The 26,706-nt window shown below is 62.1% G+C and carries 27 protein-coding genes and 1 other annotated feature; of the genes, 13 read left to right on the plus strand and 14 right to left on the minus strand.

Annotation, left to right across the window (positions count from 1 at the left end):
• Positions 1-72 precede the first annotated feature (72 nt).
• Genes hisG through hisIE form a run of 8 tightly spaced genes read left to right on the plus strand, consistent with a single transcriptional unit; the run spans position 73 to position 6,478 of the window.
• Entirely contained in the window at positions 73-738 is a 666-nt protein-coding gene (hisG, locus tag Q4T40_02965) for an ATP phosphoribosyltransferase (protein MDT8900198.1), read from the plus strand.
• The gene (gene hisD / locus Q4T40_02970) at positions 735-2,102 is read left to right on the plus strand and encodes a histidinol dehydrogenase (GenBank protein ID MDT8900199.1); all 1,368 of its coding nucleotides are present in this window, start codon (positions 735-737) and stop codon (positions 2,100-2,102) included. Before hisG ends, hisD begins: the two co-directional genes overlap by 4 nt.
• Entirely contained in the window at positions 2,077-3,138 is a 1,062-nt protein-coding gene (gene hisC / locus Q4T40_02975) for a histidinol-phosphate transaminase (protein ID MDT8900200.1), read from the plus strand. Before hisD ends, hisC begins: the two co-directional genes overlap by 26 nt.
• 3 nt (positions 3,139-3,141) lie before the next feature.
• The gene (gene hisB / locus Q4T40_02980) at positions 3,142-3,729 is read left to right on the plus strand and encodes an imidazoleglycerol-phosphate dehydratase HisB (GenBank protein MDT8900201.1); all 588 of its coding nucleotides are present in this window, start codon (positions 3,142-3,144) and stop codon (positions 3,727-3,729) included.
• Positions 3,729-4,346, plus strand: a complete 618-nt coding sequence (hisH, locus tag Q4T40_02985; GenBank protein MDT8900202.1) for an imidazole glycerol phosphate synthase subunit HisH — start codon at positions 3,729-3,731, stop codon at positions 4,344-4,346. The genes hisB and hisH overlap by 1 nt, the downstream gene beginning before the upstream one ends.
• Positions 4,343-5,077 carry a 1-(5-phosphoribosyl)-5-[(5-phosphoribosylamino)methylideneamino]imidazole-4-carboxamide isomerase gene (gene hisA, locus Q4T40_02990; GenBank protein ID MDT8900203.1) on the plus strand — a complete coding sequence of 245 codons (735 nt, stop codon included), beginning with the start codon at positions 4,343-4,345 and terminating at the stop codon, positions 5,075-5,077. The genes hisH and hisA overlap by 4 nt, the downstream gene beginning before the upstream one ends.
• Position 5,078: 1 nt before the next feature.
• Complete coding sequence (hisF, locus tag Q4T40_02995; GenBank protein MDT8900204.1) at positions 5,079-5,837, plus strand: imidazole glycerol phosphate synthase subunit HisF; 759 nt, start codon at positions 5,079-5,081, stop codon at positions 5,835-5,837.
• Positions 5,834-6,478 (plus strand): bifunctional phosphoribosyl-AMP cyclohydrolase/phosphoribosyl-ATP diphosphatase HisIE, encoded by a 645-nt coding sequence (hisIE, locus tag Q4T40_03000; GenBank protein MDT8900205.1) that lies wholly within the window; start codon positions 5,834-5,836, stop codon positions 6,476-6,478. Before hisF ends, hisIE begins: the two co-directional genes overlap by 4 nt.
• An 81-nt stretch (positions 6,479-6,559) precedes the next feature.
• On the opposite strand, the gene Q4T40_03005 is transcribed toward hisIE, so the two are convergent.
• The 6 genes from Q4T40_03005 to mug form a co-directional block, all read right to left on the minus strand.
• Positions 6,560-7,600 (minus strand): ornithine cyclodeaminase family protein, encoded by a 1,041-nt coding sequence (locus Q4T40_03005; protein ID MDT8900206.1) that lies wholly within the window; start codon positions 7,598-7,600, stop codon positions 6,560-6,562.
• A gap of 40 nt (positions 7,601-7,640) precedes the next feature.
• A complete protein-coding gene (locus Q4T40_03010) occupies positions 7,641-9,002 on the minus strand; it encodes a sodium/glutamate symporter (GenBank protein MDT8900207.1) in 1,362 nt (453 codons plus the stop codon).
• Positions 9,003-9,075: 73 nt separating this feature from the next.
• A complete protein-coding gene (locus Q4T40_03015) occupies positions 9,076-10,161 on the minus strand; it encodes an NAD/NADP octopine/nopaline dehydrogenase family protein (GenBank protein MDT8900208.1) in 1,086 nt (361 codons plus the stop codon).
• Between the two features lie 161 nt (positions 10,162-10,322).
• The gene (locus tag Q4T40_03020; GenBank protein MDT8900209.1) at positions 10,323-11,183 is read right to left on the minus strand and encodes a MurR/RpiR family transcriptional regulator; all 861 of its coding nucleotides are present in this window, start codon (positions 11,181-11,183) and stop codon (positions 10,323-10,325) included.
• A 156-nt stretch (positions 11,184-11,339) separates the two neighbouring features.
• Positions 11,340-11,471 (minus strand): hypothetical protein, encoded by a 132-nt coding sequence (locus Q4T40_03025; protein MDT8900210.1) that lies wholly within the window; start codon positions 11,469-11,471, stop codon positions 11,340-11,342.
• Positions 11,472-11,501: 30 nt separating this feature from the next.
• On the minus strand, positions 11,502-12,038 hold the full coding sequence (gene mug, locus Q4T40_03030; protein MDT8900211.1) for a G/U mismatch-specific DNA glycosylase: 537 nt from the start codon (positions 12,036-12,038) through the stop codon (positions 11,502-11,504).
• Positions 12,039-12,126: 88 nt separating this feature from the next.
• On the opposite strand from mug, the gene Q4T40_03035 reads away from it, so the two are divergent.
• A complete protein-coding gene (locus Q4T40_03035; protein ID MDT8900212.1) occupies positions 12,127-12,960 on the plus strand; it encodes a hypothetical protein in 834 nt (277 codons plus the stop codon).
• On the plus strand, positions 12,953-13,903 hold the full coding sequence (locus tag Q4T40_03040) for a hypothetical protein (protein MDT8900213.1): 951 nt from the start codon (positions 12,953-12,955) through the stop codon (positions 13,901-13,903). The genes Q4T40_03035 and Q4T40_03040 overlap by 8 nt, the downstream gene beginning before the upstream one ends.
• 31 nt (positions 13,904-13,934) lie before the next feature.
• Here Q4T40_03040 and Q4T40_03045 read toward each other — a convergent pair whose 3' ends face one another.
• The 3 genes from Q4T40_03045 to Q4T40_03055 are packed head-to-tail and all read right to left on the minus strand — an operon-like array spanning position 13,935 to position 16,358.
• The gene (locus Q4T40_03045; GenBank protein ID MDT8900214.1) at positions 13,935-14,825 is read right to left on the minus strand and encodes a DMT family transporter; all 891 of its coding nucleotides are present in this window, start codon (positions 14,823-14,825) and stop codon (positions 13,935-13,937) included.
• Between the two features lie 7 nt (positions 14,826-14,832).
• Positions 14,833-15,930, minus strand: a complete 1,098-nt coding sequence (locus tag Q4T40_03050; GenBank protein ID MDT8900215.1) for a 4Fe-4S binding protein — start codon at positions 15,928-15,930, stop codon at positions 14,833-14,835.
• Positions 15,931-15,944: 14 nt separating this feature from the next.
• Positions 15,945-16,358 (minus strand): Lrp/AsnC family transcriptional regulator, encoded by a 414-nt coding sequence (locus tag Q4T40_03055; protein MDT8900216.1) that lies wholly within the window; start codon positions 16,356-16,358, stop codon positions 15,945-15,947.
• Positions 16,359-16,476: 118 nt separating this feature from the next.
• Between Q4T40_03055 and Q4T40_03060 the strand changes: the two genes are divergently transcribed.
• Both Q4T40_03060 and Q4T40_03065 read left to right on the plus strand, forming a co-directional pair.
• Positions 16,477-17,229, plus strand: coding sequence for an MBL fold metallo-hydrolase (locus tag Q4T40_03060; GenBank protein MDT8900217.1), 753 nt, complete (start codon positions 16,477-16,479; stop codon positions 17,227-17,229).
• A 91-nt stretch (positions 17,230-17,320) separates the two neighbouring features.
• Positions 17,321-18,526, plus strand: coding sequence for a divergent polysaccharide deacetylase family protein (locus tag Q4T40_03065; GenBank protein MDT8900218.1), 1,206 nt, complete (start codon positions 17,321-17,323; stop codon positions 18,524-18,526).
• 1,336 nt (positions 18,527-19,862) lie between these two features.
• On the opposite strand, the gene Q4T40_03070 is transcribed toward Q4T40_03065, so the two are convergent.
• From Q4T40_03070 to Q4T40_03090, 5 genes are all read right to left on the minus strand, one after another.
• On the minus strand, positions 19,863-21,029 hold the full coding sequence (locus tag Q4T40_03070) for an aminotransferase class I/II-fold pyridoxal phosphate-dependent enzyme (protein ID MDT8900219.1): 1,167 nt from the start codon (positions 21,027-21,029) through the stop codon (positions 19,863-19,865).
• Positions 21,026-21,505, minus strand: a complete 480-nt coding sequence (locus tag Q4T40_03075; protein MDT8900220.1) for an Lrp/AsnC family transcriptional regulator — start codon at positions 21,503-21,505, stop codon at positions 21,026-21,028. The genes Q4T40_03070 and Q4T40_03075 overlap by 4 nt, the downstream gene beginning before the upstream one ends.
• A gap of 99 nt (positions 21,506-21,604) precedes the next feature.
• Positions 21,605-21,816 (minus strand) — a binding site (T-box leader).
• 78 nt (positions 21,817-21,894) lie between these two features.
• Entirely contained in the window at positions 21,895-22,689 is a 795-nt protein-coding gene (locus tag Q4T40_03080; GenBank protein ID MDT8900221.1) for an ATP-binding protein, read from the minus strand.
• A gap of 55 nt (positions 22,690-22,744) precedes the next feature.
• On the minus strand, positions 22,745-23,566 hold the full coding sequence (locus tag Q4T40_03085) for a TIGR03915 family putative DNA repair protein (GenBank protein ID MDT8900222.1): 822 nt from the start codon (positions 23,564-23,566) through the stop codon (positions 22,745-22,747).
• Positions 23,532-24,863 (minus strand): putative DNA modification/repair radical SAM protein, encoded by a 1,332-nt coding sequence (locus tag Q4T40_03090; protein MDT8900223.1) that lies wholly within the window; start codon positions 24,861-24,863, stop codon positions 23,532-23,534. The genes Q4T40_03085 and Q4T40_03090 overlap by 35 nt, the downstream gene beginning before the upstream one ends.
• A gap of 162 nt (positions 24,864-25,025) precedes the next feature.
• Here Q4T40_03090 and Q4T40_03095 point away from each other — a divergent pair, with 162 nt between their 5' ends.
• Positions 25,026-26,654, plus strand: a complete 1,629-nt coding sequence (locus Q4T40_03095) for a putative manganese-dependent inorganic diphosphatase (GenBank protein MDT8900224.1) — start codon at positions 25,026-25,028, stop codon at positions 26,652-26,654.
• Positions 26,655-26,706 lie beyond the last annotated feature (52 nt).

Genomic DNA, 26,706 nt, shown 5'->3' on the forward strand with positions numbered 1-26,706 from the left:
GACGATTCAAACACCTTGATGGTATCATGTTAGCATGTTAATACTTTAAATAACTAAAGTGAGGATGCGCTGATGACTTCCAGTGATATGAATTACCTGACGATCGCTCTGCCGAAGGGAAAACTGTTCGCGCCGGCCGCCAGGCTGCTGGCCGCAGCCGGATACACGGCCGACGGCCTGAGCGAGGATTCGCGCCGGTTGGTTATCGCCAACGAGGCGCATAAGATCAGGTTTATCATCACCAAGACGGCCGACCTGCCCACGTACGTGGAGTACGGGGCCGCCGACGTTGGTATAATCGGCAAAGATGTTCTCGCGGAAGAGAATAAGAATGTTTATGAGCTGCTCGACCTCAAGTTCGGGCTTTGCCGCATGGTGGTGGCGGTGCCGGAGGCGCTCAGACAGCCGAAGCTGGCCGATTACGCGCATATGAGGGTGGCGACCAAGTACCCCAATACCGCCGAAAAGTTTTTCCGCGACGCCGGCATCCAGATGGAGATAATCAAGCTGGGCGGTTCGATCGAGCTGGCCCCGATCGTCGGCCTGGCGGAGATGATCGTCGATCTGGTGGAGACCGGGCGAACGCTGAAGGAGAATAAGCTTGTCGAGGTGGCCCAGATAAACCAGGCGACCGCCCGGTTCATCGCCAATCGCGTCAGTTTTAAGATGAAGTTCGAGCGCATCAACCGGCTGACCGAGGAACTGAGGCAGTTGGCCGAAAGCGGGAGCAAAGCATGAGAACGATCGACGCGCGCAATAAATCTGTGGAAGAGGTAAGGCCCCTGCTCGTCAAGCCGCCTTTTGACGCGGTGGAACTGGGCGAGGGGGCGCGCGCCCGGGTGAGGGCGATGTTCGGCCGTGAAATGACGGCCGCCGAGGTTGTGGCGAGAATTATTGCCGATGTCCGTAAGGACGGCGACGACGCTTTGCTTCGTTACACTGAACTGACCGACGGACCGCGGCTTAGCGCCGCGACGATGCCGGTGAGCGAGACCGAGTTCGCCGCCGCCCGGGCGGCGGTGGAGCCGGCGGTGATGGCCTCGCTGATGAAGGCGATCGCCAATGTCCGCAGCTACCACGCCGAACGGGTGCCACAGTCGTGGATGACCGACCGCGAGCACGGGGCGAAGCTAGGCCAACGGTGCCTGCCGCTGGAGCGGGTGGGGGTGTACGTCCCCGGCGGGACGGCGGCCTACCCGTCGTCGGTGATTATGAATATCGTGCCGGCAGTCGTGGCCGGGGTAAGGGAGATTGTCATGGCCGTGCCGCCGGCGCGGGACGGCAGCGTCAATCCTTATGTGCTGGCCGCCGCCGAGGCGGCCGGGGCGACGAAGGTAATCAAGGCCGGCGGCGCCCAGGCGATCGCCGCCCTGGCGTTCGGCACCGCCACCGTCCCTAAGGTGGATAAGATCACCGGGCCGGGCAACATTTTCGTCACCCTGGCGAAAAAAGCGGTATACGGTTACTGCGATATCGACATGCTGGCCGGGCCGAGCGAGATCCTCATCGTCGCCGATGGCGGCGCCGACCCGGCCTACGTGGCCGCCGACCTCCTGAGCCAGGCCGAGCACGATGTGCTGGCAGCCAGCATCCTGATAACCGACAGCCCCGCCCTGGCGGCGGCGGTCGAACGGGAGGCGGCCCGCCAGCTTGCCGCCCTGCCGCGGTCGGGCATCGCCGGCGAGGCGCTGGCGCGCAACGGGCTGATTATTATTACTGACGATATCGATGCCGCGATGGAGCTGGCCAACATAGCCGCTCCCGAGCATCTGGAGATCCTGACCGCCGACCCGTACGCCCAACTGCCGGCAGTTAGGCATGCCGGCGCCGTGTTCCTCGGGCCGTACTCGCCCGAACCGCTGGGCGATTATCTGGCCGGCCCCAACCATGTGCTGCCGACCGGCGGCACCGCCCGGTTTTATTCGGTGCTGTCGGTGGAGACTTTCATGAAAAGGACGAGCGTTATCGCTTATACCGAGGCCGCCCTGAGCGCGGTGGGCGACGACGTTATCCGCCTGGCGACCGCCGAGGGGCTGGAGGCCCACGCCAACGCGGTACGGATAAGGAGGCGCACAGATGTGGCAGATTCGCCCCGGTCTTGACACCCTGAAATCGTATCATGTTCCCGATATTGCCTGGCCGGTCAAGCTGGACGCCAACGAGCGGGCCGAGGCGCCGCCGCCCGCGGTGCAGGCCGCGATCGCCGAACGGCTGGCGGCGGTGGCCGCCAACCGTTACCCCGAGATCGGCCAGCATAGCCTCAAACAGGCGCTGGCTAACGGGCTGAGGCTGGAGCCTGAAAACATCGTGCTCGGCAATGGCTCCAGCGAGGTGCTGGCCGCGATCTGCCGGGTTTTCGGCGGCCCGGGGCGGAAGATAGTCCAGCCGAGCCCGTCTTTTTCGATGTACCCGATTTACTGCAAGCTGGCTGACAGCGTGCCGCTGACGGTGGAACTCGACGCCGGGTTCGCGCTGGCGCCGGAGAAGGTGCTCGCCACCGCGCTTAAGGAGCAGGCGGCGCTGATCATCCTCTGCAACCCCAACAACCCCACCGGCGGCGCAATGGCCCCGGAGGCCGTAGAGTATATCGTGGCCGGCGCCCGCTGCCCGGTGGTGGTGGATGAGGCGTACGGCGAGTTTTCCGGCCAGTCGGCCTTGCCGCTGCTCGGCAAATACCGCAACCTGATCGTGGCGCGCACCTTTTCGAAGGCATACGGCCTGGCAGCCGCCCGCGTGGGCTACGCCGCAGGCGACCGGGAAATAATCGCCGCCATCGGCAAGGTGCTGCTGCCTTATAACCTGAACGCTTTTTCGCTGGCCGCCGCGCAGGCAGCCTGGGAGATGAGGGGCGAGTTCGCCCCCGGCATCGCCGGGACGGTGGCCGAACGGGAACGGCTGGCCATCGCCCTCCGCGAGCTGCCCGCCGTCGAGGTTTTTCCGTCGGCGACGAACTTCTTGCTCGTCAGAACCGGTCGCGCCAAGGCGTTGGCCGAGTATCTGGCCGCCAGGGGCGTCGGGGTGCGGGATTTCAGCGCCGCGCCGTCGCTGGCTGGTTGCCTGCGGATTACGGTCGGGACCGGGGCGGAGAACGACGCCCTCCTGGCGGCGACCGGGAAATTTCTCCACGGTGAGGTGTAGATGATGGAACGTGTCGGCAGTATCGAACGCAAGACAACCGAGACGGATATCAGGCTGACTCTGGCTGTCGACGGCTCTGGTCAGGCCGTGGTAACCACCGGGGTGGGTTTTTTCGACCATATGTTGGTGCTGTTCGCCAGGCATGGTCTGTTCGACCTTGAGGTGAAGGCGGATGGCGATCTTCATATCGATGCCCACCACACGGTGGAGGACACCGGCATCGTCCTGGGGCAGGCGCTTGCCCGGGCGCTGGGAGACAAGCGGGGCATCCGCCGCTACGGGACGGCTTTTGTGCCGATGGACGAGGCGCTGGCGATGGTGGCACTCGACGTGAGCGGCCGGCCTTTTCTCCAGTACGATGTGGAAGCGGCGGCCTGCGTCATCGGCAGCTACGCGGGCGAACTGACCGAGGAATTTCTGCGGGCGCTGGCGGTGAACGCCGGGCTGACCATCCATGTGCGGCTGCTGGCTGGCAGGAACGCCCATCACATCCATGAGGCGATTTTCAAGGCTCTCGGCCGGGCGCTCGCCGAGGCGACCCGCATTGACGGGCGCATTGTCGGCGTAATGTCGAGCAAAGGGGTATTATAGTGAATAATGTTATCGCGATCATTGATTACGGGGTAGGCAATCTGTACAGCGTGGAGAAGGCTTTCGCCCGCCTGGGAGCGGACGCGGTCGTGACCAGCGACCCGGCGGCGATAACGGACGCCGCGAAAGTGGTGCTGCCCGGCGTGGGGGCTTTCGGCGATTGTATGAGCAACCTAGCGGATTACGGTCTTGCCGATGTCGTCCGCGAGGTGGTCGCCAAGGGCACGCCGCTGCTCGGCATCTGCGTGGGGCTGCAGATCCTGTTCGCGGGCAGCGAGGAGGATCCGGGAGTGCCGGGGCTGGGGATTTTCCCCGGCATGGTGCGCAGGCTGGTCGCGCCCGGTCTGAAGGTGCCCCATATGGGCTGGAACAGCCTGGAGTTTGACGGGTCTAGCCCGCTGTTCGCCGGGCTGCCCGGCAATCCCTATGTTTATTTCGTCCATAGCTACCACGCGGTGCCGGACGACCCGGCCATGATAACCGCCCGGACGGAGTACGGCGGCCGGGTGACGGCGGCCGTGGGCCGGGGCAATGTGCATGCCGTGCAGTTTCATCCCGAGAAGTCCGGCGATGTCGGCCTGAAAATCCTGGCGAATTTCAAGGAGCTTGCCATATGATAGTTTTTCCCGCGATCGATATCCGCGGCGGCCGGTGTGTGCGCCTCACCGAGGGCCGGTTCGACGCCGAGACGGTGTACGCCGACGACCCGGCGGCCATGGCCCGGCGCTGGGCGGATGAGGGGGCCGAATATCTCCATGTCGTCGATCTCGACGGCGCTTTGGCCGGTCAACCGGTTAATCTGGCGATCGTGGCGAGGATCGCGGCGGCGGTGAAGATCCCCATCCAGCTGGGGGGCGGCATCCGTACCCTGGCCAATATCGACGCCGTGCTGTCTGCCGGCGTGACGAGGGTCATCCTCGGCTCGGTGGCGGTGCGCGAGCCGGCGCTGGTGAAGGAAGCCTGCGCCGTTTACGGCGACCGTGTCGTGGTCGGCATCGACGCCAAGGACGGCGTCGCGGCCGTGGAGGGCTGGGGCGTGAGCGGCGGCGTGGGGGCGGAGGAGCTTGCCGCCCGCATGGCGGCCGCCGGTGTGGCCCGCATCATTTACACCGATATTTCCCGCGACGGTACCCTCGCCGGCGTGAACGTGCCAGCCACCCGCGCGCTGGCGAAAGCGGCCGGTATCCCGGTTATCGCCTCGGGCGGGGTCAGCAGTCTGGCCGATGTCGTGGCGGTGCGGGCTGCGGCGGCCGACGGGGTGGAGGGCGTCATCATCGGCAAGGCGCTGTACACCGGCGCGGTCGGCTTGCCGGCAGCGCTGAAGGCGGCGAGAGGGGAGGAGGCGTAGCGTGTATACGAAACGGATTATCCCCTGCCTGGATGTAAAGGACGGGCGGGTGGTCAAGGGTACGAATTTCGTCGGCCTCCGCGACGCCGGCGACCCGGTGGAGCTGGCGTCGGTCTATGACCGCGAGGTCGCCGACGAATTGGTTTTTCTCGATATCACCGCGTCGGCCGAGGAACGCGACACGATGGTGGACGTGGTCAAGCGTACGGCGGCCCAGGTTTTCATTCCGTTCACCGTCGGCGGCGGCATCCGCACGCTGGCCGACATCAGGACGATGCTCAAGGCCGGCGCCGACAAGGTGTCGCTCAACACGGCGGCGGTGAAGAACCCCAGCATTCTGGCCGAAGGGGCGAAGCGGTTCGGCCGCCAGTGTATCGTGCTGGCGGTGGACGCCCGCCAGGCGGGGCCGGGCAAATGGGAGGTCTATGTGAACGGCGGCCGTACGCCGACCGGCATCGACGTGCTGGAATGGATAAAGGAGGGCACCGCTCTCGGGGCGGGGGAGATTCTTCTCACCAGCATGGACCGCGACGGGACGAAGGACGGTTACGATATTCCCCTGACGCGGACGGTTTCCGAGGCGGTGGACGTGCCGGTGATCGCTTCCGGCGGGGCCGGCGAGCTGGCCCATTTCTACGAGGTGCTTGTCGACGGCAAGGCCGACGCTGTGCTGGCCGCATCGGTGTTTCACTACGGGCAGTTCACCGTCCGGCAGGTGAAGGATTATCTCCGTTCGCACGGGGTGGAGGTCAGGCTATGAACACGGACATGATAAAATTCGATCAGCAGGGCCTGGTGCCGGCCGTCATCCAGGATGCCGCCTCGGGCACGGTGCTGATGATGGCGTATATGAACAGCGAGTCGCTGGCGAAGACGCTGGAAACCGGAGTGACCTGGTTCTACAGCCGCAGCCGGCGGGCCTTGTGGCAGAAGGGCGAGACTTCGGGGCATGTGCAGAAGGTGCGTGAAGTTTACTACGATTGCGACGGCGATACGCTGCTGGTGAAGGTCGATCAGACGGGGGCCGCCTGTCACGAGGGCACCTTCTCATGCTTCAGCCGCCGCCTGGACGGCGGCGAGACGGAACGGGACACGTCCGCGGCCGCCGACTACAAGCCGGCGATGACGGTGCTCTATGAGCTTTATAATGTCATCAACGACCGCAAGGCCAACCCCAAGGAGGGGTCCTACACCACCTACCTGTTCGGGAAGGGGCGGGACAAAATCCTCAAGAAGGTGGGCGAGGAGGCGGCCGAGACGATCATCGCCTCGAAGAACGACGCCAAGGGGGAAATACTGTACGAGATGGCCGACCTGTGGTACCACTGCCTGGTGCTGCTGGCCCACCACGACATCACGCCGACGGAATTGTTCGCCGAGCTTAACAGCCGGCGGAAATGATCCGGTCGCTTCGACGGAAAAAGCGGTTGAGGGAATATCCCTCAACCGCTTTTGGTTTTTAATCGATGCAGGCAAGCCGGGCTATAGGGCGAACGGGGTGTCCCACAGGCGCAGCTTGGTACCAAGGCCGTTTGCCAGCGCCCGCTTGTAGATGGCCGATCCCAGGGCGACGTCCTGAATCCCCAGTCCGACCGTGTTGAAGTAGACGGTCTCTTTGTCGCTTTCGCGGCCGGGTTTGGCGCCGGCGACGATGGCGCCGATTTCCGCCGTGACCGCCGAATCGTCGATCATGCCCTGAGCGTGCATGATGGCGAGGCTTTCGACGCCGCGATGCTTGATTTGCTCCCAGTCGTCGACAACCCTTTTGTCCATTTTCATTATGGCGGCGAATTCGCACTCGTGGCTGCCGACGTGCGAGTAGAACAGACCCGGGACGACCCAGTCGCTTTTGATTATCGGCGTGGAGGTGGATGTCGCCGTTACGTAGATGTCGGCTCCGTCGAGCGCCGCCCAGGCGGAATTGGCCGGGACCACGGCGCGCCCGGTTTGCGCGGACATGTCTTTGGCGAATTGCTGGCGGCGTTCGGGAACTGGATCGAAGATGCGGATTTCCGCAAGCGACGGCAGTACCTGGAGCAGGGCGGTAAGCTGGGTGCGGTTCTGGACCCCCGCCCCGATCAGGCCAAGGATTTTGGCGTCGGGACGGGCGAGGTATTTCGCGGCGACGCCGGTGTTGGCGCCGGTGCGGACGGCGCTGATGACAGTGCCGTCCATGACGGCTATCGGCACGAGGGTTTCCGGGTCGTTGAGGATGATGACGGCCGAGGCGCGGGGCAGGCCGTGGCGGAACGGGTTCTGCGGGCTGCTGGCGATCCATTTGATGCCGACGGCTTCGATGCCGCCACCGATCGACCCCGGCATGGCGTTGATGCGCCCGCGGGTCCACTCGCTGTCGCCGTCGCCCCAGCGCAGGACGCATTTTCCGGGCAGTACGTAGTTTTTCCGGTGGTGCTCAAGGTACACCTGCTCCATCAGGGGGACGGCGATGCTCATATCCAGAGCTCCGGCCTTGATTACGTCCTCTTGGGACAGAAACAGGATGTCGCATTGTTTGGCGTTCATGTTGTTTACCTCCAGTTTGCTGTTGCGGCGTTTGGCCCGCTTATCTGTAAGCCCCCGGATGCGGTCTGAACCAGCCGCACAGGTAGGCCACCCCCATGAGCGCCACCGCGAGGACGGCGGCAGCGCCGATAACGGCCAGGGCTCCCATTTCATGCACGAAGATGGGCACGACCGCGGTAATGAGGCCGCCGCCGACGAACGGGCTGAAGAACGGACGTTCAAAAGCGAAGGCTTTCGGAGCCGCGGTTTTCAGGTCGGGGTCGACGACCCGCAGCAGCATCAGCCCGACCGCCAGCACGCCGCACAGGGCGCCGTATTCGGCGATGCCTCTTTCGAACCAGGAGTCGGGGAAGATCCGCGGGGCCAGGAACCAGGTGAGGAGGTGCATCAGGACGACGCCCCCGGCCATGAGGATAAGCAGCGGCACGGCGTATTTTATGACCACCGGGATCTTGATCGAGGATACCGCGGCTACGACCAGGAAATCGAGCGCGGTGCCCTGGATGCGTTCTATCACCTGCCTGTTGATGAGACCGTCGGTTTTCGTCATGTTGGCGATAATCTGGATCAGGACGCCCCCGATCATCGCCAGCGGGAACAGCGGTACGGCTTTGAACTTCGGATGGAGGGCGATCAGGCCTTCGTGGATGAACCAGCCGATTATGATCGAGATGCCGACCAGGCAAAGGTGAAGGGCGAACGGCTCGATCGAGTCGGTGGTGATGCGGCTTTTGGCGATGACTTTCTCCTGGTCGGCCGGCAGAATGCCCGACAGGTTGCCGGTTTTGATCTGGTCGGGGGATTCGAGGACCGATGTGTAGCCTTTACGGACCGCGATGTTGATGTAGGCCATGCCGACGATAATGCCGACTACCAGGCCGACGGTCGCGGAGGTGAGGCCCAGGTCGCCGCCTTCGGGGAACCCGAGGTTCTTGAAGACGACGGCCATTCCACCGGCGGTGCCGTGTCCGCCCGCCCAGCCGATCTCGATTATCGTGCCGACAAAGGCGGGGATGTTCCATATCGGCTGAATGATGAAGTAGGCCAGCCCGATGCCGACGATCCATTGACAGGCGACCACGAACCATGAATACACCAACTGTGGTCCCGCGTATTGCCAGATTTGTCTTACCGACGGCACTACCGTGCCGAGGAATACGCAGGCAAAGACGATGTCGATGAGTCGTCCCGGCAAAATGCTCCATGTATTAATCATTGCGACGGGAATGAGTTTCACCCCGAACGGCCCGAGGGCGAGTCCGAGGAAGCCGGCGATGAGGGCCGCCGGGAAGTAAAGGCGCTGGAACAGGGAGATTTTGGCCCGCAATACTTTGCCGATGAACAACAGGCCGCCGAGGTAGGATACGTAAAGCATCAGGTTAAGCAGGTCGGCGCTTTTCAATTTGCATACACCTCTTTTCTTTTGTTATCGTTCGACGTCGACGCGGTTTTTCCGGCAGCCCTCCTTTTAGGTTCTATGTATTAACCATTGCTTGGATGTCGTCCGCAGACATGTTCGCCAGCCCCAGCCGTTCGAGGCTTCTGCCGGTCCGCCGGTAGTCTTTTCCCCGTATCACGCCGGCCAGGCCGATGATGGCGTTCATGAACGGGGCCGGCACTCCGCAGAGGCCGGCGAGGGCGGCAAGCGGCACCAGTCCTGTCGGTACGTCCTCGTCCAGGTAGCGGACGTCGATGGTTTTGGGGGCGATGAGTTCCTGGTAAGCGGGGTTTTTTTGGATGGCTTCGTGAAGGCTGGAGGCGGAGATGCCGTAAGCTTGGCGGAGCCATTCCAGCGCGGACGGCACCCGTTTGCCCAGCTTTTCGGCAACCAGCACGCGTTCTGCGTCGATCAGTTCGAGTATTTTGGCCACCGACGGGGAGATGCCGTCGATGTAGTAACGGAAGGGTACGGGGGAGGTCTCGATCCGCGCGGCGTTCAGCACGGTCGGGGCGGGGTGGAAGATGGCGCCGATGTTGCCGAGGCTTGTTTCCAGGATGTTTTCGGCGGCCGCGAACTGGGGAAAGAACGGTTTCAGCGTGTTTATCACGCCGTGTGCGGCATTTCTGGGCAAGGTGGCAATCGCCACCCGCCGTTTGGTGCCCATGATCGCTACTTTGTTGGGGGGATACCTGCGGCAGGCGAATAGCAATGTCTGGGCTTCGCCGACGATTACCCGCCTGCCGGGGATGAGGGTGTTGAAGATGTTTTTCACTTCGAGGGCCCCGCCGGTTCTGCCGGGATGGAGCAGGACGGTGGCGCCCTGGCCGATGTAGGGCGCCATGGCGGTCGCGATGGCGCGGTGGGTGTCGGCCGGCGTGACTACGAATATTATGTCGGCACCGGCGACGGCTGTGCCGAGGCCGGGGCATACTTCACCGATCGAGGCGAGTGACGATTGTCCGCAATCGGTTACTTCAATCGTGCCCTTGGCCGCCAGATCAGCCATCAGCGCCGGATTGTTGTCGTGGATCCGCACGAACGCGCCGCGGAGGGCGAGGCAGCCGGCGAAGGCCAAACCGCCGTTGCCGGCGCCGATAACGGCGAATTTTGCACTTGTCATGGAAAGTGTCTCCCTTGCGAAAATAAATTGTAGTAATTTAAACTTTATTGATGATAAAAGAAGTGATCTATTCTTTTTTCATACTATTCTGGTTGGCGCGGAAAAATCCTTCCGGGAAAATAAAAAAAACCGGGGTTACCCCGGCGGAAGTTGTATATCCTTTATTTTTCGAAGATGTTGAAGTTCTTGAAGTCTTGTTCTATCAATTCCAGTTCCTTGCGGACGCTGTCTGCGTAACGCACCGACAGGAAGGACAACAGGGCGTCGACAAGGGCGATGGCGGCAATGGCGGAATGGTTGTAATGGGTCGAGGTCGCAGGAAGGTAGAAGGATTGGTGGCACAAAGCGCCGATGGGAGATGCGGCGGAATCGGTGATCCCGATGACGCGGGCACCCAACAGATAGGCTTTCCTGGTGGCTTCGATCGCGAGGCGCGTGTAGCGCGGGAATACTATGGCGACAATAAGATCGTCGGCTGACAGGGATTTCATTTTTTCGAGGAGGTTGTAATCGTTGTCCTGGATTATCACGTTGGGGCGGACCATCGAGAGGTTGAAACCCAGGTATGCGGCGATGGCGCTTGACGAACGCATTCCTACGATAAAGACCCGCTCCGCTGTCATCAAGGAGTCCACGGCCCGGCACAGTTGGTCTTCCGATGTAGCGGTGTACAAGGTCCGCAGGTTTCCGGCCATTTGCCGGAATACCCGGTCTTTTGTGCTGGGTTCTCCTTGTTCCTGCTCCTTGCCGAAACGGTTGACAACCTGATCGAGTCGACCGACCAACGACACCCGCTGTTGGATGATGTCACGCAGGTGGCCCTGCAGCTCAGGGAAGCCGGCGAAACCGAGGGCGCAGGCGGTGCGGATAATCGTAGCCTGGCTGAGATTGAGCTGGCGGGCGACCGCTGTCGACGATTCATAGGCGACGCGTTCCCAGTTATCCATGATGTGTTGGGCGACTTTCCGTTGACTGCGCGGCAAAGATGCGATTTTTCCGCGGATGTCCTCAAATAGGTCCATCTGGCATCCTCCTGCCGGGATAGGTGTGGCTCCGGTCTGTATGCTTCGATTTTGTCGCATGGACTCGCTTTTACACCTATTTCGACGCTATACCGGCAAATCCCCTATCTGATGTGAAAAGAAAATCGTGTTCCGCGACGTGATTTTTGCGTGCAGCTATAGCCGATCGTCGTATTCCTTCTCCAGCTCTTCCCACCTATCGAAGAAGTTGTACTGAAAGCGGCCGGGGCGGAAAGGGTCCAGCAGGTCGGACTGGCCGGTTATCTGGGGGAAGTTGATTCTTTCCACGTCATAGCCCTCCCGTGAATAGTACTAAGGTTAGTGTTTGCCCGGCGCGGCCGCACTATCCGGCAAGGCGGCGAGGCGTTCGAGTTCTTTGTAATAGCGGAGCTGGTCGGCGAAGGGCATGCGGTTGAGGCCGCTGGGGTTTGGCACGACGAAGTCGGTCACGTCCGGCACGACCGTTATCGGCTGCAGGCCGCATACGACATCTTTCTGGGCGGCGAACTCGCGGTAGACGCCGATGCCGGCGTAGCAGGCGATCCGCGGCCGGTAGCGGGCGAGTTTGTCGGTGAGCGCGATTCGTCCGTGGCGGTATTCCTCGCGGGTGATCTCCGCCGCGGCTTTTGTCGGGCGGGGGACGATGTTGGTGATGCCGAAGCCGAGGGAAAGCAGCGTTTTGTCCTCTTCGGGCCTGAGCTGCCGGGAGGTGAGGCCGGAAGCGTGCAGCAGCTTCCAGAAGCGGTTGGAATGGCCGGCGAAGTGGTGGCCTGTCTCGGCGGACCGGATGCCGGGGTTGAAGCCGATGAACAGGATGGTGAGGCCGGGGCGGATGATGTCGGGTACTTCTTGCATTCTATCAGCTCCTTGGCAGGATTGGCGCCCGGCGGACGGGAATTTATCGATAACGGAACTCTTTTCTGCTAACAGAGGAGGCGGCGTAATGACCGGTCAGGTAGTAGTCAGCGTACCGGTGGCCAAAAGGCTGATCGCTCTCGCAATCTACGGGATGCCAGAGGTGCGGGAGGCGAGGGAGCGGGGCAAGATCGTGCTGAAGGCGGGGACCACGGTGGCCGCCCTGGCCGAGCTGTTCGGCGTTCCGCCGCTCCGCCTCGGCGGGCGGATCGCTGCGGACGGGGCCAGAACAGCCAAACGGTTGGTGGAGGCGCCGCACATCGTGTTGATCGAGGGCGGACAATGGCGGTGCGTCGACGGGTGCCTCGCCGAGGAATTGGCGACCATGGATTCCGGCGATTTGTTCATTACCGGCGCGAATGCCCTGGATCGCCACGGTACGGCCGGGCTGATGGCCGGGCTTGCCGGCGGCGGCGCGGCCGGCAAGGCGCTGAGCATGCTGAATTCGGAAGGAATACAAACGATTGTCGCCGTCGGCCTGGAGAAGTTGATACCGGGGTCGATAGCCGACATCTGCCGCAAGGCCGGCCGCGGACGGGTGGACCGCTCGATGGGCATGGCCGTGGGGCTGCTGCCGCTGTTCGGCAGGGTGGTAACCGAGAAAGAGGCGCTGGAAATGATGACCGGCGCGGCGGTGACGGTGCTTGGCGCGGGGGGCGTGGACGGCGCGGAGGGAGCGACGACGATGTTGGTGGAGGGAACGGAGGAACAGGTGGACAAAGCGTTTGCCCTGATCGCGGCCCAGGCCGGCCGGCCAGCGGTGGGCGCTCCCGAGAGTTTCGCGTCCTGCGGTGAGGGCGGCTATTACTGCGCCAGGCATGTCGGCTGCATCTACCGTCGGCGGGGGAAAGGCGATGAGTGAATTGGCCGCGGCCGCCTGGGCGACGGTCGAAATAATGAAAAGCGTGTTGCCGTCCCTGTACGTCGGGTTGTTCCTCGCCGGCCTGTTCACCAGCCGCGGCGGGGTGATCGGCGGCCGGCGGCTGTTGCCCGCCGTGGCCCGCCTGACCGGCCTGCCGCCGGCCTGCGCCTTGTCGGTGGTGCTGGCTGCCGGCGACCGGACCGCGGGGATGGCGGCGGTCGCGCTGGCGAAGGAGCGGGCGGGGCTGTCGAACGGGGAAGTGATCGCCGCCAATCTGGTGGCTAAGGCGCCGTCGGTTCTGCGCTTTTTCGTGTTTTCTTTTATTCCCATCATGGCGGCTCTTTATCCGCCGGGGGTGGCCGCCCGTTTCCTCGCCGTTTATTTTGCCGCCTTCGCGGTTATATCGCTGACCGGGGTGGTTTACGCCCGCCTGTTGAGCGGCGGCCGGGCGGGCGGGTGCCCGGTTCCGGCCGGCAAACCCGTCATGGGCTGGCCGGAAGCGGTACGGGCGGCGGTGGCCGGAAGCTGGCGGCCTTTCGTGAATATGGCCGTCTGGATGGCCGCGATGTCGTACGTGGCGATGCTGTTTATCAAGACCGGCTATCTGCAGCGCTTGACCGACTATTTGCCGATTCTGACTCGAATTGGTCTCGACGCCGGCTTGCTGCCGCTCGCCGGCACCGGGCTGGTCAGCATGATCGGCGGGGTGGCGGCGGTGGGGGCGGCGCTGCGCGACGGCGCCGTGCCGGCCGCTACGGTTGTGCCGCTGCTGCTGACCGTTTCCTTGCTGCACAATTTCTACGACTTGTTCGCATCTTCGCTGCCGCGCGCCGTCGGCGTTTTCGGCCGGCGGCTGGGCGTAAGGGTGGCTGCGTCCGGGTTCGTGGTGACTCAGGCGGTGATGCTGCTGGCGCTGGCGCTGGCGATAAAAGGGATAATATAAACCCCCGGCGGCGGGGGTTTAATTGTTTGTGTTAACCGGCTTTTTCCTTGGCGCGCGCCTTGATAACCAGGGCGGCGCCCGCGAGCACGGCCGCCCCGCCGGCGAGCTGCAGGGGCGTGAGCCGGTCGCCGAACAGGAGGGCGGAGAAGGAGAAGGTGAGGAGCGGCTCGATCATGCTGAGGATGGAAGTGCGGGTGGGGCCGATGAGTTCAAGACTGCGGAAAAGGGCGAGCATGGCCATGATGGTGGCAAAGGCGACGATGCCGGCGACCGCCATCCAGGCGGTGGCGGAGAGGGCGAGGCTGAGCTTGCCGGCGGCGATGCCGGCGACGAGGAGCGAGAGGGCGGCGAAGCTGGCGACAAAGGCGCTGGTGACGAGGGGCGACATTTGTTTCACCAACCGGGTGCCGAGCAGGAGGTAGGCGGAGTAGACGACGGCCGCCCCGAAGGCCATGAGAATGCCGATGAGGTTGACCTCCGCCGGCGAGGCGCCGAGGACGAACACCAGCCCTGTCATGGACAGGACGATGGCCAGGATGTTGCTGCGGGTCAGCCTTTCTTTGTCGACGATGCTGGCGAGGATGGCGACGAACAAGGGGTGGGTGTAGAGCAGCAGGGAGGTGAGGGAGGCGGGGATGTAGTGCAGCGACGAGAAGAAGAGCGAGGACTGGGCGGAATAGCAGATGCCGCCCAGCGCGAACAGCAGGGCCAACTGGCGGCGTGATACCGTGAAGGCCTGCTTCCTGGCGCCTGCGTACGCGAACAGGAAGAGGGCGGTGAGCGTGAAGCGCAGGAAAAGGAGGGTGTTGACGTTGACGCCTTCGCGGTAGGCGAAGATGCCGAAAATGGGCAGCAGCGAAAAGCCCAGCGCGGAGAGCAGGGCGAGGGCTACACCTTTGTAGTACGGGTTCAAATGACTCATAAGCCTCCTATAGTTTGCCTTTTTCCTTTGCGATCCGCGTCATTTGTTCCAGCTTATCCCGGGGAGGGGTGCGGGCCAAGTCGCGGCGGGACAGGGTTATCGCTCCCTGCGGGCAGCTTTTGGCGCAGACGCCGCAGCCGAGGCAGCGTGCGGGATCGACGGCGGCGGACGGCGGCGCGACCGTTATCGCCCTGACGTGGCAGCGCCGGGCGCATAAGCCGCAGGCGGTGCATCTCGCCATGTCGATGCGGGCGATGAAGTTGCTGGGGTGAACGGCCATGACGCCCTGTTCGTTGATAGTGCGGAGCACTCCGCAGCAGCAGCCGCAGCAGTGGCAGACGAACGCGGGCTTGTTGGCGACGTTGTCGGCGAGGTGGACTAGGCCGAGGGCTTCGGTGCGGTCGAGGACGCCGAGCAATTCGTCGACGCCGGCCGGACGGGCGAAGCCTCTGCGGATGAGCCATTCGGCCGCTCCACCGAGCGAGGTGCAGACATCTTCTACCGGGGCGCCGCAGGCGGTGCCCCGGTGGCGGGCCTGGTGGCGGCAGTAGCACATCGACAGGGCGCCCGTGCCGGCGGCGCGGATCATAGCGGACGCTTTTTCGTAGTCGAGGACCTCGGTGGCGATGTCCGCCGGCAGGGCGCTCTCGTACGCCCAGGTCTGGAAGATCTTCGTTTCGCCGCCGAAGAATTCTTCGGCGACGCCACGTTCGTGGTGATAGCGCTCGAACAGACTCGCCAGCTCGCCCAGGGGCAGCGGGCCGCCGGTGCGCATGAAGGTGTATTCGAAGAAGCCGATGACGAGGGGCGAGAGGGAGTAGAGCGCCTTGCCGCGGCGCGGGATATCGACGACGAGACCTTTGGCGGCCATGTTTTCGAGGATGGCGGCGAGTTCGGCCAGCGGCAGGCCGGTTTGCGCCGCCAGCTTGTCGAGGTTGGTGAAGCCCGGCGGGAACTGGCTGCCGACGGCCGCTTCCTTGTCGGTGTACATGATGTGGAGGATGTGCATGAGGGTTTCGTTATAAGGAGCGCCGACGGGGTTTCTGTCCAAGCGGGCGGCGAGGGCGCGGAAGACGTCGCTTTTGCCGTTTCCCAGATGGCCCATGTGGCCACCTCCTTTTATTTTATGCGGCCGATGGAGAGGTGGAGGCGGTAGTTGCCGTGGCGGAGAATTTTTTGGAGCAGGGCGTTGAGCTCGTCGTGAGAGGCGAGGTCGGCCCGCAGCCAGTAGCAACCGTCGCCGCTGACCCGGTGGGCGGCGGTGATGGATTGTTCGTTTTCGAGGAAGCGGTGGAAGGCGGCATGGTCGGCGCTGGCCATGAATACGGTGACGAAGGCGGTCAGCGGTTGACCGATTTTGGCGGCATCTACCCCGGCGGAATAACCGGTGATGACGCCCGCTTCCTCCAGGGCCCTGACCCGCGCGGCGACGGCCTGGCCGGTGAGGTGAACGGCCGCACCGATCTCTTTCCACTGTAAGCGGGAGTTTTCCCTGAGGAGCCTGATGATGGCCAGATCGGTGTCGTCAAGCATTTGCGGTTTTTTCCTTTCCCGGCGAAAGCAAACGCGGGCCGATTCTTTCACCACGCTATCGTTTTTTGCCGCGGCGTTGTTTACAATAGAGGAAGAGAATTAACGGGAGGCTGATGATATGGAATTACGCCTAGTGCGGCATGCGACCCATATTGTGAACATGGGCGGGGTTAAGCTGCTCGTCGATCCGGTTCTCAGTCCGGCGGGAGCGATGCCGCCTATTGACAATTCCCCGAATCCCCTCCGGAATCCTCTTGTCGGGCTGCCGATAAATGAAAGCGATCTGGCGGCGGTGGACGGGATATTATGCACTCACACCCACCGCGACCATTTCGACGCCGCGGCGGCCGAACGGCTGCCCAAGGAGCTGCCGGTTTTTTGCCAGCCGGCCGACGAGGCCAAGTTTCGGGATTTCGGCTTTGTGAAGGTGACCGCTGTCGGGGATACGGCCGAATGGCGGGGCGTTTCCCTGACCCGGACCGGCGGCCGCCACGGCAGCGGCGAGCTGGCCGAGAGGATGGGGCCGGTGTCGGGCTATGTGCTCCGCTGCCCCGGCGAGCCCACACTCTATATCGCCGGCGACACCGTGTGGTGCCCGGAGGTGGCCGCGGCCCTGGCCGAGCACCGGCCAGAGGTGATCGTGCTTTTCGCCGGGGCGGCGCAGTTTTTGAGCGGCGGGCCGATAACGATGGGCACGGCCGACATCGCGGCCGTGTGCGCGGCGGCCCCGGCGGCGCGGGTAATGGTGGTGCATATGGAGGCTTTCAACCATTGCCTGCTTACCCGTCCCCTTCTGCGGGAATTCCTCGAGCGGGAAGGGCTGGCGGCACAGGTGACGGTGCCGGCGGACGGCGCTTCGGTGAAACTGTAAAAGGATTCTGGGTTGTGCGGAGACAATCCCTGGCTTATAATTAAGCCAGGGATTGTCTCGTTTCGACATAAACTTACACAGGAGACGAATGATGTTCAAATCCAGTAAAACGCGCCTGGTTCTGCTGCTGCTGGTGCTCGGCGCCCTTATTCTTTATCTCAATGTGCCGGACAAGAAGGCCAAGGAGACGGTGGTTCCCAAGGACAAGCTTTATACGATCGAAAAAACCGGCGCCGGAGCGGTGGCCGATTATTCGGCAACCGCCCAGCGTATCCATTCCGCCGTGGATAAAGGCCTGGCCGGGGCCAAGCTGGACTCCCGCAAGGTTCAGGAGGAGCGTCGCGAAGCGCCGCGCACGGCGGTGGAAGGCAAAATCCGCTGGCATGCCCGCCAGCTTGCACTTCCGGCCGATTCCCAGCCTGACGCCGTGAAGCGGGCGCTGTCCGGGCAGCTTGTGAACACCGGCGGCGAGGTGTTGGCGACAGAGCAGGATAAATACGAGGGGCAGGCGGCCACCCGCGTGGATGTAGGCATCCGCGACACGCTTGGCGGCGATCCGCTGACGCTTATCACCGACCGGATATTCATCCCGCTGCCGCAAAAGCCCGAACGGCCGACGCCGCCTAAGCCGACAGGCCACGGCAACCTGGCGATCATCATCGACGACTTCGGCTACAGCGGCGAGATGGTGGCCGCTTTTGCCGCCATGCCGCGCCCGGTGACGTTCTCCGTCCTGCCGTACCGGCCCCACAGCGGCGAGGCGGCTTCACGGGCCCTGAGCGCCGGACACGAGGTGATGCTTCATCTGCCGATGGAGCCGATGGCGGCATCCGAACAGTCGGAGGCCAGCACGATCAAGGTAACGATGAGCGATCAGGAGATCCGCGATATTACGGCCAAGGCCCTCAAGGCGGTGCCGGGGATAATCGGCGTCAATAATCACCAGGGTTCGCGGGCGACGTCCGACCGCCGGGTGATGAACGCGGTGCTGGGTGTCCTCAAGGCCAATAATCTCTTTTTCGTAGACAGCCGCACCAGCGCGCAATCGATAGCTTACGACGCCGCCCGCAGGGCGGGGCTGCGCAGCGGGATGAACGAAGTTTTTCTCGACGGCAGAAACGAGGGCGATTATATTAAAGGCCAGCTTAGGACCGCCGCCCGCCTGGCGGTTAGGGAAGGGAGCGCCATCGCTATCGGCCACGCCCGGCCGGCGACCGCCGTCGCCCTGCGCGAGATGATTCCCGAACTGGAGGCTACCGGCGTGAAACTGGTTTACGCCTCCCAACTGGTTCGGTAACCGATGACGAGCAAGCCCCCCCGGCATGAACTGAACCCGAAAAAACGGACATTGAGCAAAAAAGCCTCCTGTTGTAGGATAACTACGATAGGAGGTTTTGTATGTCACGGAAATGGACAGATATGCAATCGGCTGAGCGGATTATCCTGCAAATGCGACAAGATGGAAGAACCAGGCGGGAGATAGCAGATGCCTTGGGTCTTGAAAAAGTACAAATCAAGAACTGGATTAACCGGTACAATCGGAGACAGACCACCCTTCCGGCATCCCCCAAGAAGAAAGGCCGCCCCAGAAAAAGCCCGATAACTGCACACCACGCGATGGAGCTGCGGATACGGGAACTTGAAAGAGAAGTGGAACTATACCGGTCTTTTCTTCACGCTGCTGGAAGGATGTGAGAGCACAGGTTAAGTACATAGCCATAGCGCAAAATGCCGGCAAGCATCCGGTTGCGGTCATGTGTAATTTCTTTGAGGTATCAAGAAGCGGCTACTACGCGTATCTCAAACGGAAAGACCGGTCATCCGCCGAGGAGAAGTTGGCCGCCTTGATTCAAAAATGCCAGCGGCAGACTAATGGAACTTACGGTTATAGGCGTGTGGGGATATGGCTTGAGAGGCGAGGCATTAAGAAAAACCATAAGGCGGTGCTGCGCATCATGAACAAGTACGGGTTGCTGGCGCAAATCCGGCGCAGAAAAAAGTACCGGCAGATGAGCGGTCAACTGCACCGGTATCCGAATATCCTCGGCCGCGATTTCACAGCCATCAAACCTAATCAGAAATGGGTAACGGATGTTTCCTATATCCAGACGCCGCAGGGAACCTTGTATCTATCCATGATTCGCGACCTGTTTGACAACAGTATTGTCGCCTACCAGACTGGAACCGAGCAGTCGGTCAACCTGGTTCTGCGAACCGTTCGGCAAGCCAAGGCAAAAGAAGCGGTCACTGCAGAGTTGCACCTCCACAGTGACCAGGGGTTTCAATACACTTCCCAGGCATATTTCACCCTAACTCAAAATTACGGCATTACTCCGTCCATGTCAAGGCGGGGAAACTGCTATGACAACGCGCCGGCAGAAAACTTCTTCAGCATCCTTAAGACCGAGTGTATCCGGCGGCATAAGCCAAAGACGGTCGATCAGGCGCGTCAGCTTATTGATAACTACATTTTTTTCTACAACCACGAGCGTATTCAACTCAAAACAAAACTGACGCCGCTCGAAAAGACGCCAGTTTGCGTAATCTCATCTAATCCTACGATAGGGCTTTTTATCTGTGTCCATTGGCCGGGGTTCAGTGCAGCATTCGGGGGGCTTTTCCTTATATATACTTTATATATACTTTTTTACGAAGCGGCCGATGCGGGTCAGAGCTTCGGAAAGGTTGGCGGTCGAGGAGGCGTACGAGCAGCGGACGAAGCCTTCGCCGCTTTCGCCGAAGGCGTCGCCCGGCACGAGGGCGACCTTTTCGGCTTTGAGGAGTTCCTCGGCAAAGGCGAGGGAACTCAGCCCGGTCTGCTTGATGGAGGGGAAGATGTAGAAGGCGCCCTTGGGTTCGAAGCAGTCGAGGCCGATGGTTTTAAATCCGTCCACCATCAGGCGGCGGCGGCGGTTGTACTCTTCGACCATCCGCAGCATGTTGCATTGTCCGTGGCGCAGCGCTTCGACCGCCGCCACCTGGGCGGTGATGGGGGCGCAGAGCATGGTGTACTGGTGAATTTTGGTCATCGCGCCGATGAAGTCGGGGTTGGAGAGGGCGTAGCCGATCCGCCAGCCGGTCATGGCGTAAGCTTTGGAAAAGCCGTTGAGGAGGATGGTGCGGTCGCGCATGCCGGGCAGAGAGGCGAAGCAGGTGTGGGCGCCGTCGTAGGTGAGGCTGGCGTATATTTCGTCCGAGATGACGATGAGGTCGTGTTTGAGCGCGAAGGCGGCGATGCCTTCCAGCTCGGCTTTGGACATGATCGCGCCGGTGGGGTTGTTGGGGTAGCCGATCAAGAGCGCCTTGGTGCGGGGAGTTACCAGTTCTTCGAGCTGGGAGACCGTCACGCGGAAGCAGTCGGCCATCCTCGTCGGCACCGTCACCGGTACGCCGCCGGCTAAGGAGACGCACGCCTTGTAGGATACGTAGCACGGTTCGGGGACAAGGACTTCGTCGCCGGGGCTGAGGATGGCCCGCATGGCAAGGTCGAGCGCCTCGCTGACCCCGACCGTGACAAGCACCTCTTTACGGGGGTCGTAATTCACTCCGTAGCTGGCGGCGCAGTTTTTGGCGATCTCCTCGCGGAGTTCGAGCAGGCCATAGTTGGACGTGTAGGCGGTGTAGCCCTGCTGGAGGCCGTAGACGCAGCTTTCGCGGATATGCCAGGGGGTAACGAAGTCGGGCTCGCCCACTCCGAGGGAGACGACCCCTTTGGTTTCGGCGACGATGTCGAAAAAGCGGCGGATGCCGGAAGGGGGGATGGCCCTGACGGCGGGCGAGATGCGCTCGGCCCAGGTCATGGCGACACCACCAGCCTGCGGTCCTCCTCCTCGTCCTCGAGGATGACTCCCGCCTCTTTGTACTGTTTGAGCATGAAGTGGGTGGTCGTGCTGATGACGCCCTCGATGGTCGACAGCTTGGTGGAGACGAACTGGGCCGCCTCCTTGAGCGTTTTGGCCTCGACGATGACGAGGAGGTCATAGGCGCCTGACATGAGGTAGAGGCTGCGCACTTCGGGGAAACGGTAGATGCGCTCGGCGATGGCGTCGAAGCCCACTTCCCGCTGGGGGGTGATCCTGACTTCGATTATTGCGGTGACCCGGTCGGCGCCGGCCTTTTCCCAGTTGACGATCGTCTGGTACTTGACGATCGTTTTGTCCGCCTCGAACTGTTTTATCAGGGCGGCGATTTCATCCTGCGGCTTGTCGAGCATGACGGCCAGCTGTGCCACCGTCAGCGTATGGTCCTTTTCCAGAAGTTCCAGTAGTTCGCGCATGATAATCCACCTCTCAATAGTAGTTACTGTAATAACGGTTTTTACTGTTTCGCCGCCTGAGGCCGTATAGGAGGCCGATAAATAAAAAACCCGTCCTTGAACAAGGACGGGTTTTATTATCCCGCGGTACCACCTAGATTAGCCGCCGAGCGGCTCGCCTCTGCCCTTTAACGCCGGGGACGCGGTGGGGCTTACTGTGCTTCGGCCCACAGCTCGCGGGGGGCTTTCCGAACGCTTTTCCTGCCGGCTCACACCTTGCCCGGCTCTCTGGGAGGATGCGGCGCTCTTACTTTCCCGCTCATCGCCTTTGCGATGTGGATTTGGTACTTATGATAGCACGAAACGAGATTCTGATGCAAGCGAAAAATTCAGAAAAGTTATGCGGGTTATCAGCAATCTGGATCGTCTTTGCCCCAGAAGGCGCGGTGCATCGCCTGCAATTCCGGCCGCGACGGGGTCTGAGGCCAAAGCTCGGTAGCCGGGCTTTGGCGCATGGCGGCGGCCAGGTGGCTGAAGACATGCCTGTCGGCACGTTCCCAGCCGCGAATCAGTTCCTTTACCTCCTGGCGTTTTGTTTTGCCGTCGAGTGGGCAGGGGCTGGGGATGGGGGTGAAGCCGTGCAGGCGGGGCGTGGAGCGGAGTTCTTTTTCGCGGAAGTAGATGAGCGGCCGGACGACGGTGAGACCGGTGCGGTCAAGCTTGGTTTTGGGCAGGAAGGTTTGGAGTTGGCCGGTGTAGAGCAGGCCCATGACAAAGGTCTCGACGGCGTCATCGTGGTGGTGGGCGTAGGCGATTTTGTTGAAGCCGTTTTTGACGGCGAAGCTGTTGATGACTGCCCGGCGGAAGTAGGAGCAGACGAAGCAGGGGCTTTTGCCGCCGCCCTTGGCGATGGCGCCGGCAATGTCGGCATTGAGGGTGTGGTGGGGCACGCCGAGGCTGGCGCAAAACGCCGTCAGCGGCGCCGGGTCGAAGTCGGCGCTGAACTGCGGGTCGAGGGTGACGGCGGCCAGTTCGAACGGGCGGGGGGAAGAGGCGCGGAGGGCGGCCAGGGCGTAGGTGAGGAAGACGCTGTCCTTGCCGCCGGATAGGCCGACGAGGATGCGGTCGCCGGCGGCGATGAGGTCGAATTCGATGATGGCCCGCCAGAGACGGCTGTAGAATTTCTGGGGCAGTTTTTGTTTCATTGTCCGGCCTCGCGCAGAAGTTTTTTTCTATTATAGCGTGGCCGAACCGCCAACGTCAATTTTCCGCCCCGGCGGCGGGGTTCAACAATTTGCCGGCGGAGGGAAGCTGCTTAGGCTTGACGCTGTCTTGCGGGCGGTCGAACTCGGTCATGTATTTCCAGTAGCGTTTGGGCATATGGCTCATGCGGCAGGCCGGGTTGTACCGTTCCCGGATGGCGATGGTGTCGTAGAACAGCTGCCAGAGTTCGCGGAAGGTTTGTTCGTCTTCGCCCAGTTCCGGCAGTTCGAGGCCGGCGATGGGCACGACTTTCGCCTGATGCGGCTGATACAGCAGGCCCATGCCGTGGGTTTTATCGACGATCAGGAAGCGTTCTTCCGGGTAACGCTCGCAGAAGTGCCGCGTGAGCAAGGGGAGGACGAAGTTTTTCGGCTCGATTTCGCCGACGAGAACGCCGTTGCAAACCGAAAATCGCAGGAAGCCTTTAAGCAGGTGGCTTTCCCGGTTCAGGTGGTTGACTGCTTTGAAAAGGGTGTTGACAATTCCGTCGGCCAGCATGTTCATTACCGCGGGGCCGTGCTTGTAGCCCAGGCGCAGGAAGAGCAGGATGTACAGTTCTTTGCGCGGCAGGCAGGTCAGAAAGGCGTGCTTTACGAAGCTCAGCGCCGCTGGTCCGAGCTTTTTCGGGATGGAGGCCAGCACGCGGTCCGCTCTGTGCGGGTCGGTCGGGATGGTCCGGCCGGAAAAAAGCTGGGGTGCGGCTGCGGCTGTGAGGATGTCGACGGGGATCTCTTTCTGCTCATAGCTCTCGAAGACGCAGCACATCAGCCCGTCGAAGCTGCCGTCATAATAGTAGGCGAAGTCCGTCTGGGTAGCCATTGTCGTTTGTCCTCCCGGCGTATGGATGGGTCGGCGGCTGGTCGAACAGCGCAAGTTGCTCAAGCGCGAAGCCGAAGCGGTATTGTTCCAGTGTTTTTGCGGACAACAGGGAGCGGAGCATCGTGTTTTCGGTGATTTTCACGCCGTCAGCCGTTTTTCCGCCACAGGTGATGAAAACCCGGGCCCGTTTTAGGACGACCCCCAGGTTTTTCAGGTCGTCGATACGGAGGGCGCCGGTGCGGCGGGCAGTGATAATCCGTTTGGCGCTCGTAACGCCGATGCCGGGTATCCTCAGCAGGTCGCGGTAGGCGGCGCGGTTGACGTCCACCGGGAAGAAATGCAGGTTGTTGAGCGCCCAGGTGCATTTGGGGTCGAGGTATGGGTTGAAGTTTTGGTGCTGTTGGTCGAGCAGCTCATCGGCGGTAAAATCGTAATACCTCAGAAGCCAGTCCGCCTGATAGAGCCGGTGTTCCCGCCAGAGCTGCGGCTTGGTGTCCGGGGCGGGCAGGAGGCTGTCCTCGGCAACGGGTGTGTAGGCGGAGAAAAAGACGCGTTTGAGGTTGTATTTTTTGTAGAGGTTTTCTGTCAGGTTGAGTATCTGGTAATCGGTGTCGGGAGTGGCGCCGATGATCATTTGCGTGCTTTGGCCGGCCGGCGCGAATTTGGGCGCGTGCCGGTAGCGCACGATGTCGCGCGCGTTTTCCCGGATGGTTTCCCGGATGTGGCCCATGGGCGCGAAGATGGATTCCTTGGATTTGTCCGGGGCCAAAAGCCGCAGGCTGCTCTGGGAGGGCAGCTCGATGTTGACGCTCATCCGGTCCGCCAGCATGCCGAGGCGGGTGATGAGGGCGCTGTCCGCCCCGGGGATGGCCTTGGCGTGGATGTAGCCGGAGAAACGGTAGTCATCGCGCAGGATGCGCAGGGCTTCGATCATTTGCTCGCAGGTATGGTCGGGGTTTTTCAGCACCCCGGAGCTGAGAAAAAGCCCTTCGATGTAATTGCGGCGATAGAAATTTATGGTCAGTTCCGCCAGTTCCCGGGGGGTGAAGGCGGCGCGCGGCGTGTCGTTGGAGCGCCGGTTGACGCAGTACTTGCAGTCGTAGGCGCAGATATTGGTCATCAGCACCTTCAAAAGCGAGATGCAGCGGCCGTCGGCCGAAAAACTGTGGCAGATGCCGCAGGCGGCCGCGTTGCCGATGCCGCCGGCAGTGGCCCGCTTGTCCACCCCGCTGGAGGTGCAGGCGACATCGTATTTGGCCGCGTCGGTGAGTATCTTCAGTTTGTCGAAAATATCCACTTGAACACGCCCTTTTCCCTGTATTTTGGCACGGAAGGCTCCTGATACTATTATAGCCACAGAACATCAGTTTGACAAACGTTTGTTCGTAAAAGTGGCGGTTAATTTGCCGGGGCCGGTCGTGCTATAATAGGGTAAGGATTTAGAGCCAAGGAGGATCTGATGGCTAAGCCGCTTTATGTCATCGGGCACCGCAACCCGGATACCGATTCCATTTGTTCCGCGATCGCCTACGCGCACCTGAAAAAGGCCCTGGGCGAGGAGGCTGTGCCCGCCCGGGCCGGCAAAATAAACGCCGAGACCAAATTTGTGTTAGATTATTTCGCGGTGGAGGCGCCCGTCCTCGTGACCGACCTTCATCCGCGGGCCGATGACGTTATGCACCCGGCAGCCGTCACGATCAGGCCGGAGGATACGCTACGCGAGCTGGGCACCGTGATAAAGCGCCATGGGGTAAAGTCGGTCCCGGTGGTGGCGGAGGACGGCCGCCTTGCCGGCATCGTGTCGGTGGGCGATCTGGCGAAAAGGTATATCGAGGAACTGGAGATGCAGGACCTGAAGGAGGCCGGGGTAACTTTCGCCGGCGTTGTCAGCGTCCTGGACGGCAAGCTTGCCGTTGGCGAGGACCCTGACCGCGAGGTGGCAGGCAAGGTCTGGATCGGCGCCGCCAAAGCCGAGACGATGGCCAGGGTAATAAAGCCCGGCGGCGTCGTTCTGGTGGGCAACCGCGAGGAGGCTCAACTGGCCTGCATCGCTTGCGGCATCTCCTGTCTGATCGTCACCGGCGGTGCCAGGGTATCCCCGGCGGTGCGGGATGCCGCCGGCGCGAGCGGCGCCGTCGTGATCGTAACTCCCCACGATACTTACACAGCCGCCAGGCTCCTTAACCAAAGCGTGCCGGTGCGGATGGTAATGCAGCGGGAGGTGGTCGCTTTCAGCCCCGGCGACCTTGTGGCTGAAATCAAGAATGTCATCGTGCGAACCAAGCACCGTAACTATCCCGTCGTTGACCAGGGGCGGCTGGTGGGTATCCTGGACCGCGACCGGCTGATCGTGCCGGAACGGGAAAAGGTCATTCTTGTCGACCATAACGAGCGATCCCAGGCCGTGGAAGGGATCGAGGAGGCCAATATCGTCGAGATCATCGACCATCATCGCCTCGGCGGCCTGGAGACCGGCGAACCGATATTTATCCGCCACGAGCCAGTGGGCTCGACGGCGACGATCGTCGCCAACATGTTCTGGCACCGGGGGGTGGAGATTCCGGCGCCGCTAGACGGGCTGCTGCTGGCCGCGGTGCTGTCCGATACCGTGCTGTTCCGTTCGCCGACCGCGACCGCCAAGGACAGGGACACTGCCCGGAGGCTGGCGGATGCCGCCGGCGTCGACATCGATTCTTTCGGCCAGGCGATGTTCGAGGCGGGGTCGGCGCCGGGCAGCCTGTCGCCGGGCGAGATTATCGCCAGCGACCTCAAGGAATTTCAGATTGGCGAGTACCGGGTGGCGATCGCGCAGGTTTCGGTTATGGACCCCGGCGCGCTGCTGGCGGCGCGGGAAAAGCTGCAGGCCGCCATGGAAGCGCTGGGCCGGCAGGATGATTACGATCTCGTCGTTCTGATGGTTACCGACATTGTGAACGAAACGAGCCATCTGGTCTATGCCGGGCAGGCCACCAGCCTTATCCCCGCTGCGTTTGGCAAGGCTGGCGCGGGCGGGGTGCTGAGTCTGCCGGGGGTGATGTCGCGGAAGAAGCAGGTGGTGCCGCCGCTGGTGGAGGCTACGCGGGGATAGTCGTATAAATAGTGAAGCTGTAGAAGGTTTAGCTTTCTACAGCTTTTTGTGT

Source organism: Selenomonadales bacterium 4137-cl, assembly GCA_032334055.1.
Taxonomy (GTDB): Bacteria; Bacillota; Negativicutes; order Sporomusales; family UBA7701; genus Anaeroselena; species Anaeroselena agilis.

Coding starts and splice junctions, on each gene's coding strand:
- hisG (MDT8900198.1), top strand. CDS start 73: ATGACTTCCAGTGATATGAATTACCTGACGATCGCTCTGCCGAAGGGA.
- hisD (MDT8900199.1), top strand. CDS start 735: ATGAGAACGATCGACGCGCGCAATAAATCTGTGGAAGAGGTAAGGCCC.
- hisC (MDT8900200.1), top strand. CDS start 2,077: ATGTGGCAGATTCGCCCCGGTCTTGACACCCTGAAATCGTATCATGTT.
- hisB (MDT8900201.1), top strand. CDS start 3,142: ATGGAACGTGTCGGCAGTATCGAACGCAAGACAACCGAGACGGATATC.
- hisA (MDT8900203.1), top strand. CDS start 4,343: ATGATAGTTTTTCCCGCGATCGATATCCGCGGCGGCCGGTGTGTGCGC.
- hisIE (MDT8900205.1), top strand. CDS start 5,834: ATGAACACGGACATGATAAAATTCGATCAGCAGGGCCTGGTGCCGGCC.
- Q4T40_03005 (MDT8900206.1), bottom strand. CDS start 7,600: ATGAACGCCAAACAATGCGACATCCTGTTTCTGTCCCAAGAGGACGTA.
- Q4T40_03015 (MDT8900208.1), bottom strand. CDS start 10,161: ATGACAAGTGCAAAATTCGCCGTTATCGGCGCCGGCAACGGCGGTTTG.
- Q4T40_03020 (MDT8900209.1), bottom strand. CDS start 11,183: ATGGACCTATTTGAGGACATCCGCGGAAAAATCGCATCTTTGCCGCGC.
- mug (MDT8900211.1), bottom strand. CDS start 12,038: ATGCAAGAAGTACCCGACATCATCCGCCCCGGCCTCACCATCCTGTTC.
- Q4T40_03035 (MDT8900212.1), top strand. CDS start 12,127: ATGACCGGTCAGGTAGTAGTCAGCGTACCGGTGGCCAAAAGGCTGATC.
- Q4T40_03040 (MDT8900213.1), top strand. CDS start 12,953: ATGAGTGAATTGGCCGCGGCCGCCTGGGCGACGGTCGAAATAATGAAA.
- Q4T40_03045 (MDT8900214.1), bottom strand. CDS start 14,825: ATGAGTCATTTGAACCCGTACTACAAAGGTGTAGCCCTCGCCCTGCTC.
- Q4T40_03050 (MDT8900215.1), bottom strand. CDS start 15,930: ATGGGCCATCTGGGAAACGGCAAAAGCGACGTCTTCCGCGCCCTCGCC.
- Q4T40_03055 (MDT8900216.1), bottom strand. CDS start 16,358: ATGCTTGACGACACCGATCTGGCCATCATCAGGCTCCTCAGGGAAAAC.
- Q4T40_03060 (MDT8900217.1), top strand. CDS start 16,477: ATGGAATTACGCCTAGTGCGGCATGCGACCCATATTGTGAACATGGGC.
- Q4T40_03065 (MDT8900218.1), top strand. CDS start 17,321: ATGTTCAAATCCAGTAAAACGCGCCTGGTTCTGCTGCTGCTGGTGCTC.
- Q4T40_03070 (MDT8900219.1), bottom strand. CDS start 21,029: ATGACCTGGGCCGAGCGCATCTCGCCCGCCGTCAGGGCCATCCCCCCT.
- Q4T40_03075 (MDT8900220.1), bottom strand. CDS start 21,505: ATGCGCGAACTACTGGAACTTCTGGAAAAGGACCATACGCTGACGGTG.
- Q4T40_03080 (MDT8900221.1), bottom strand. CDS start 22,689: ATGAAACAAAAACTGCCCCAGAAATTCTACAGCCGTCTCTGGCGGGCC.
- Q4T40_03085 (MDT8900222.1), bottom strand. CDS start 23,566: ATGGCTACCCAGACGGACTTCGCCTACTATTATGACGGCAGCTTCGAC.
- Q4T40_03095 (MDT8900224.1), top strand. CDS start 25,026: ATGGCTAAGCCGCTTTATGTCATCGGGCACCGCAACCCGGATACCGAT.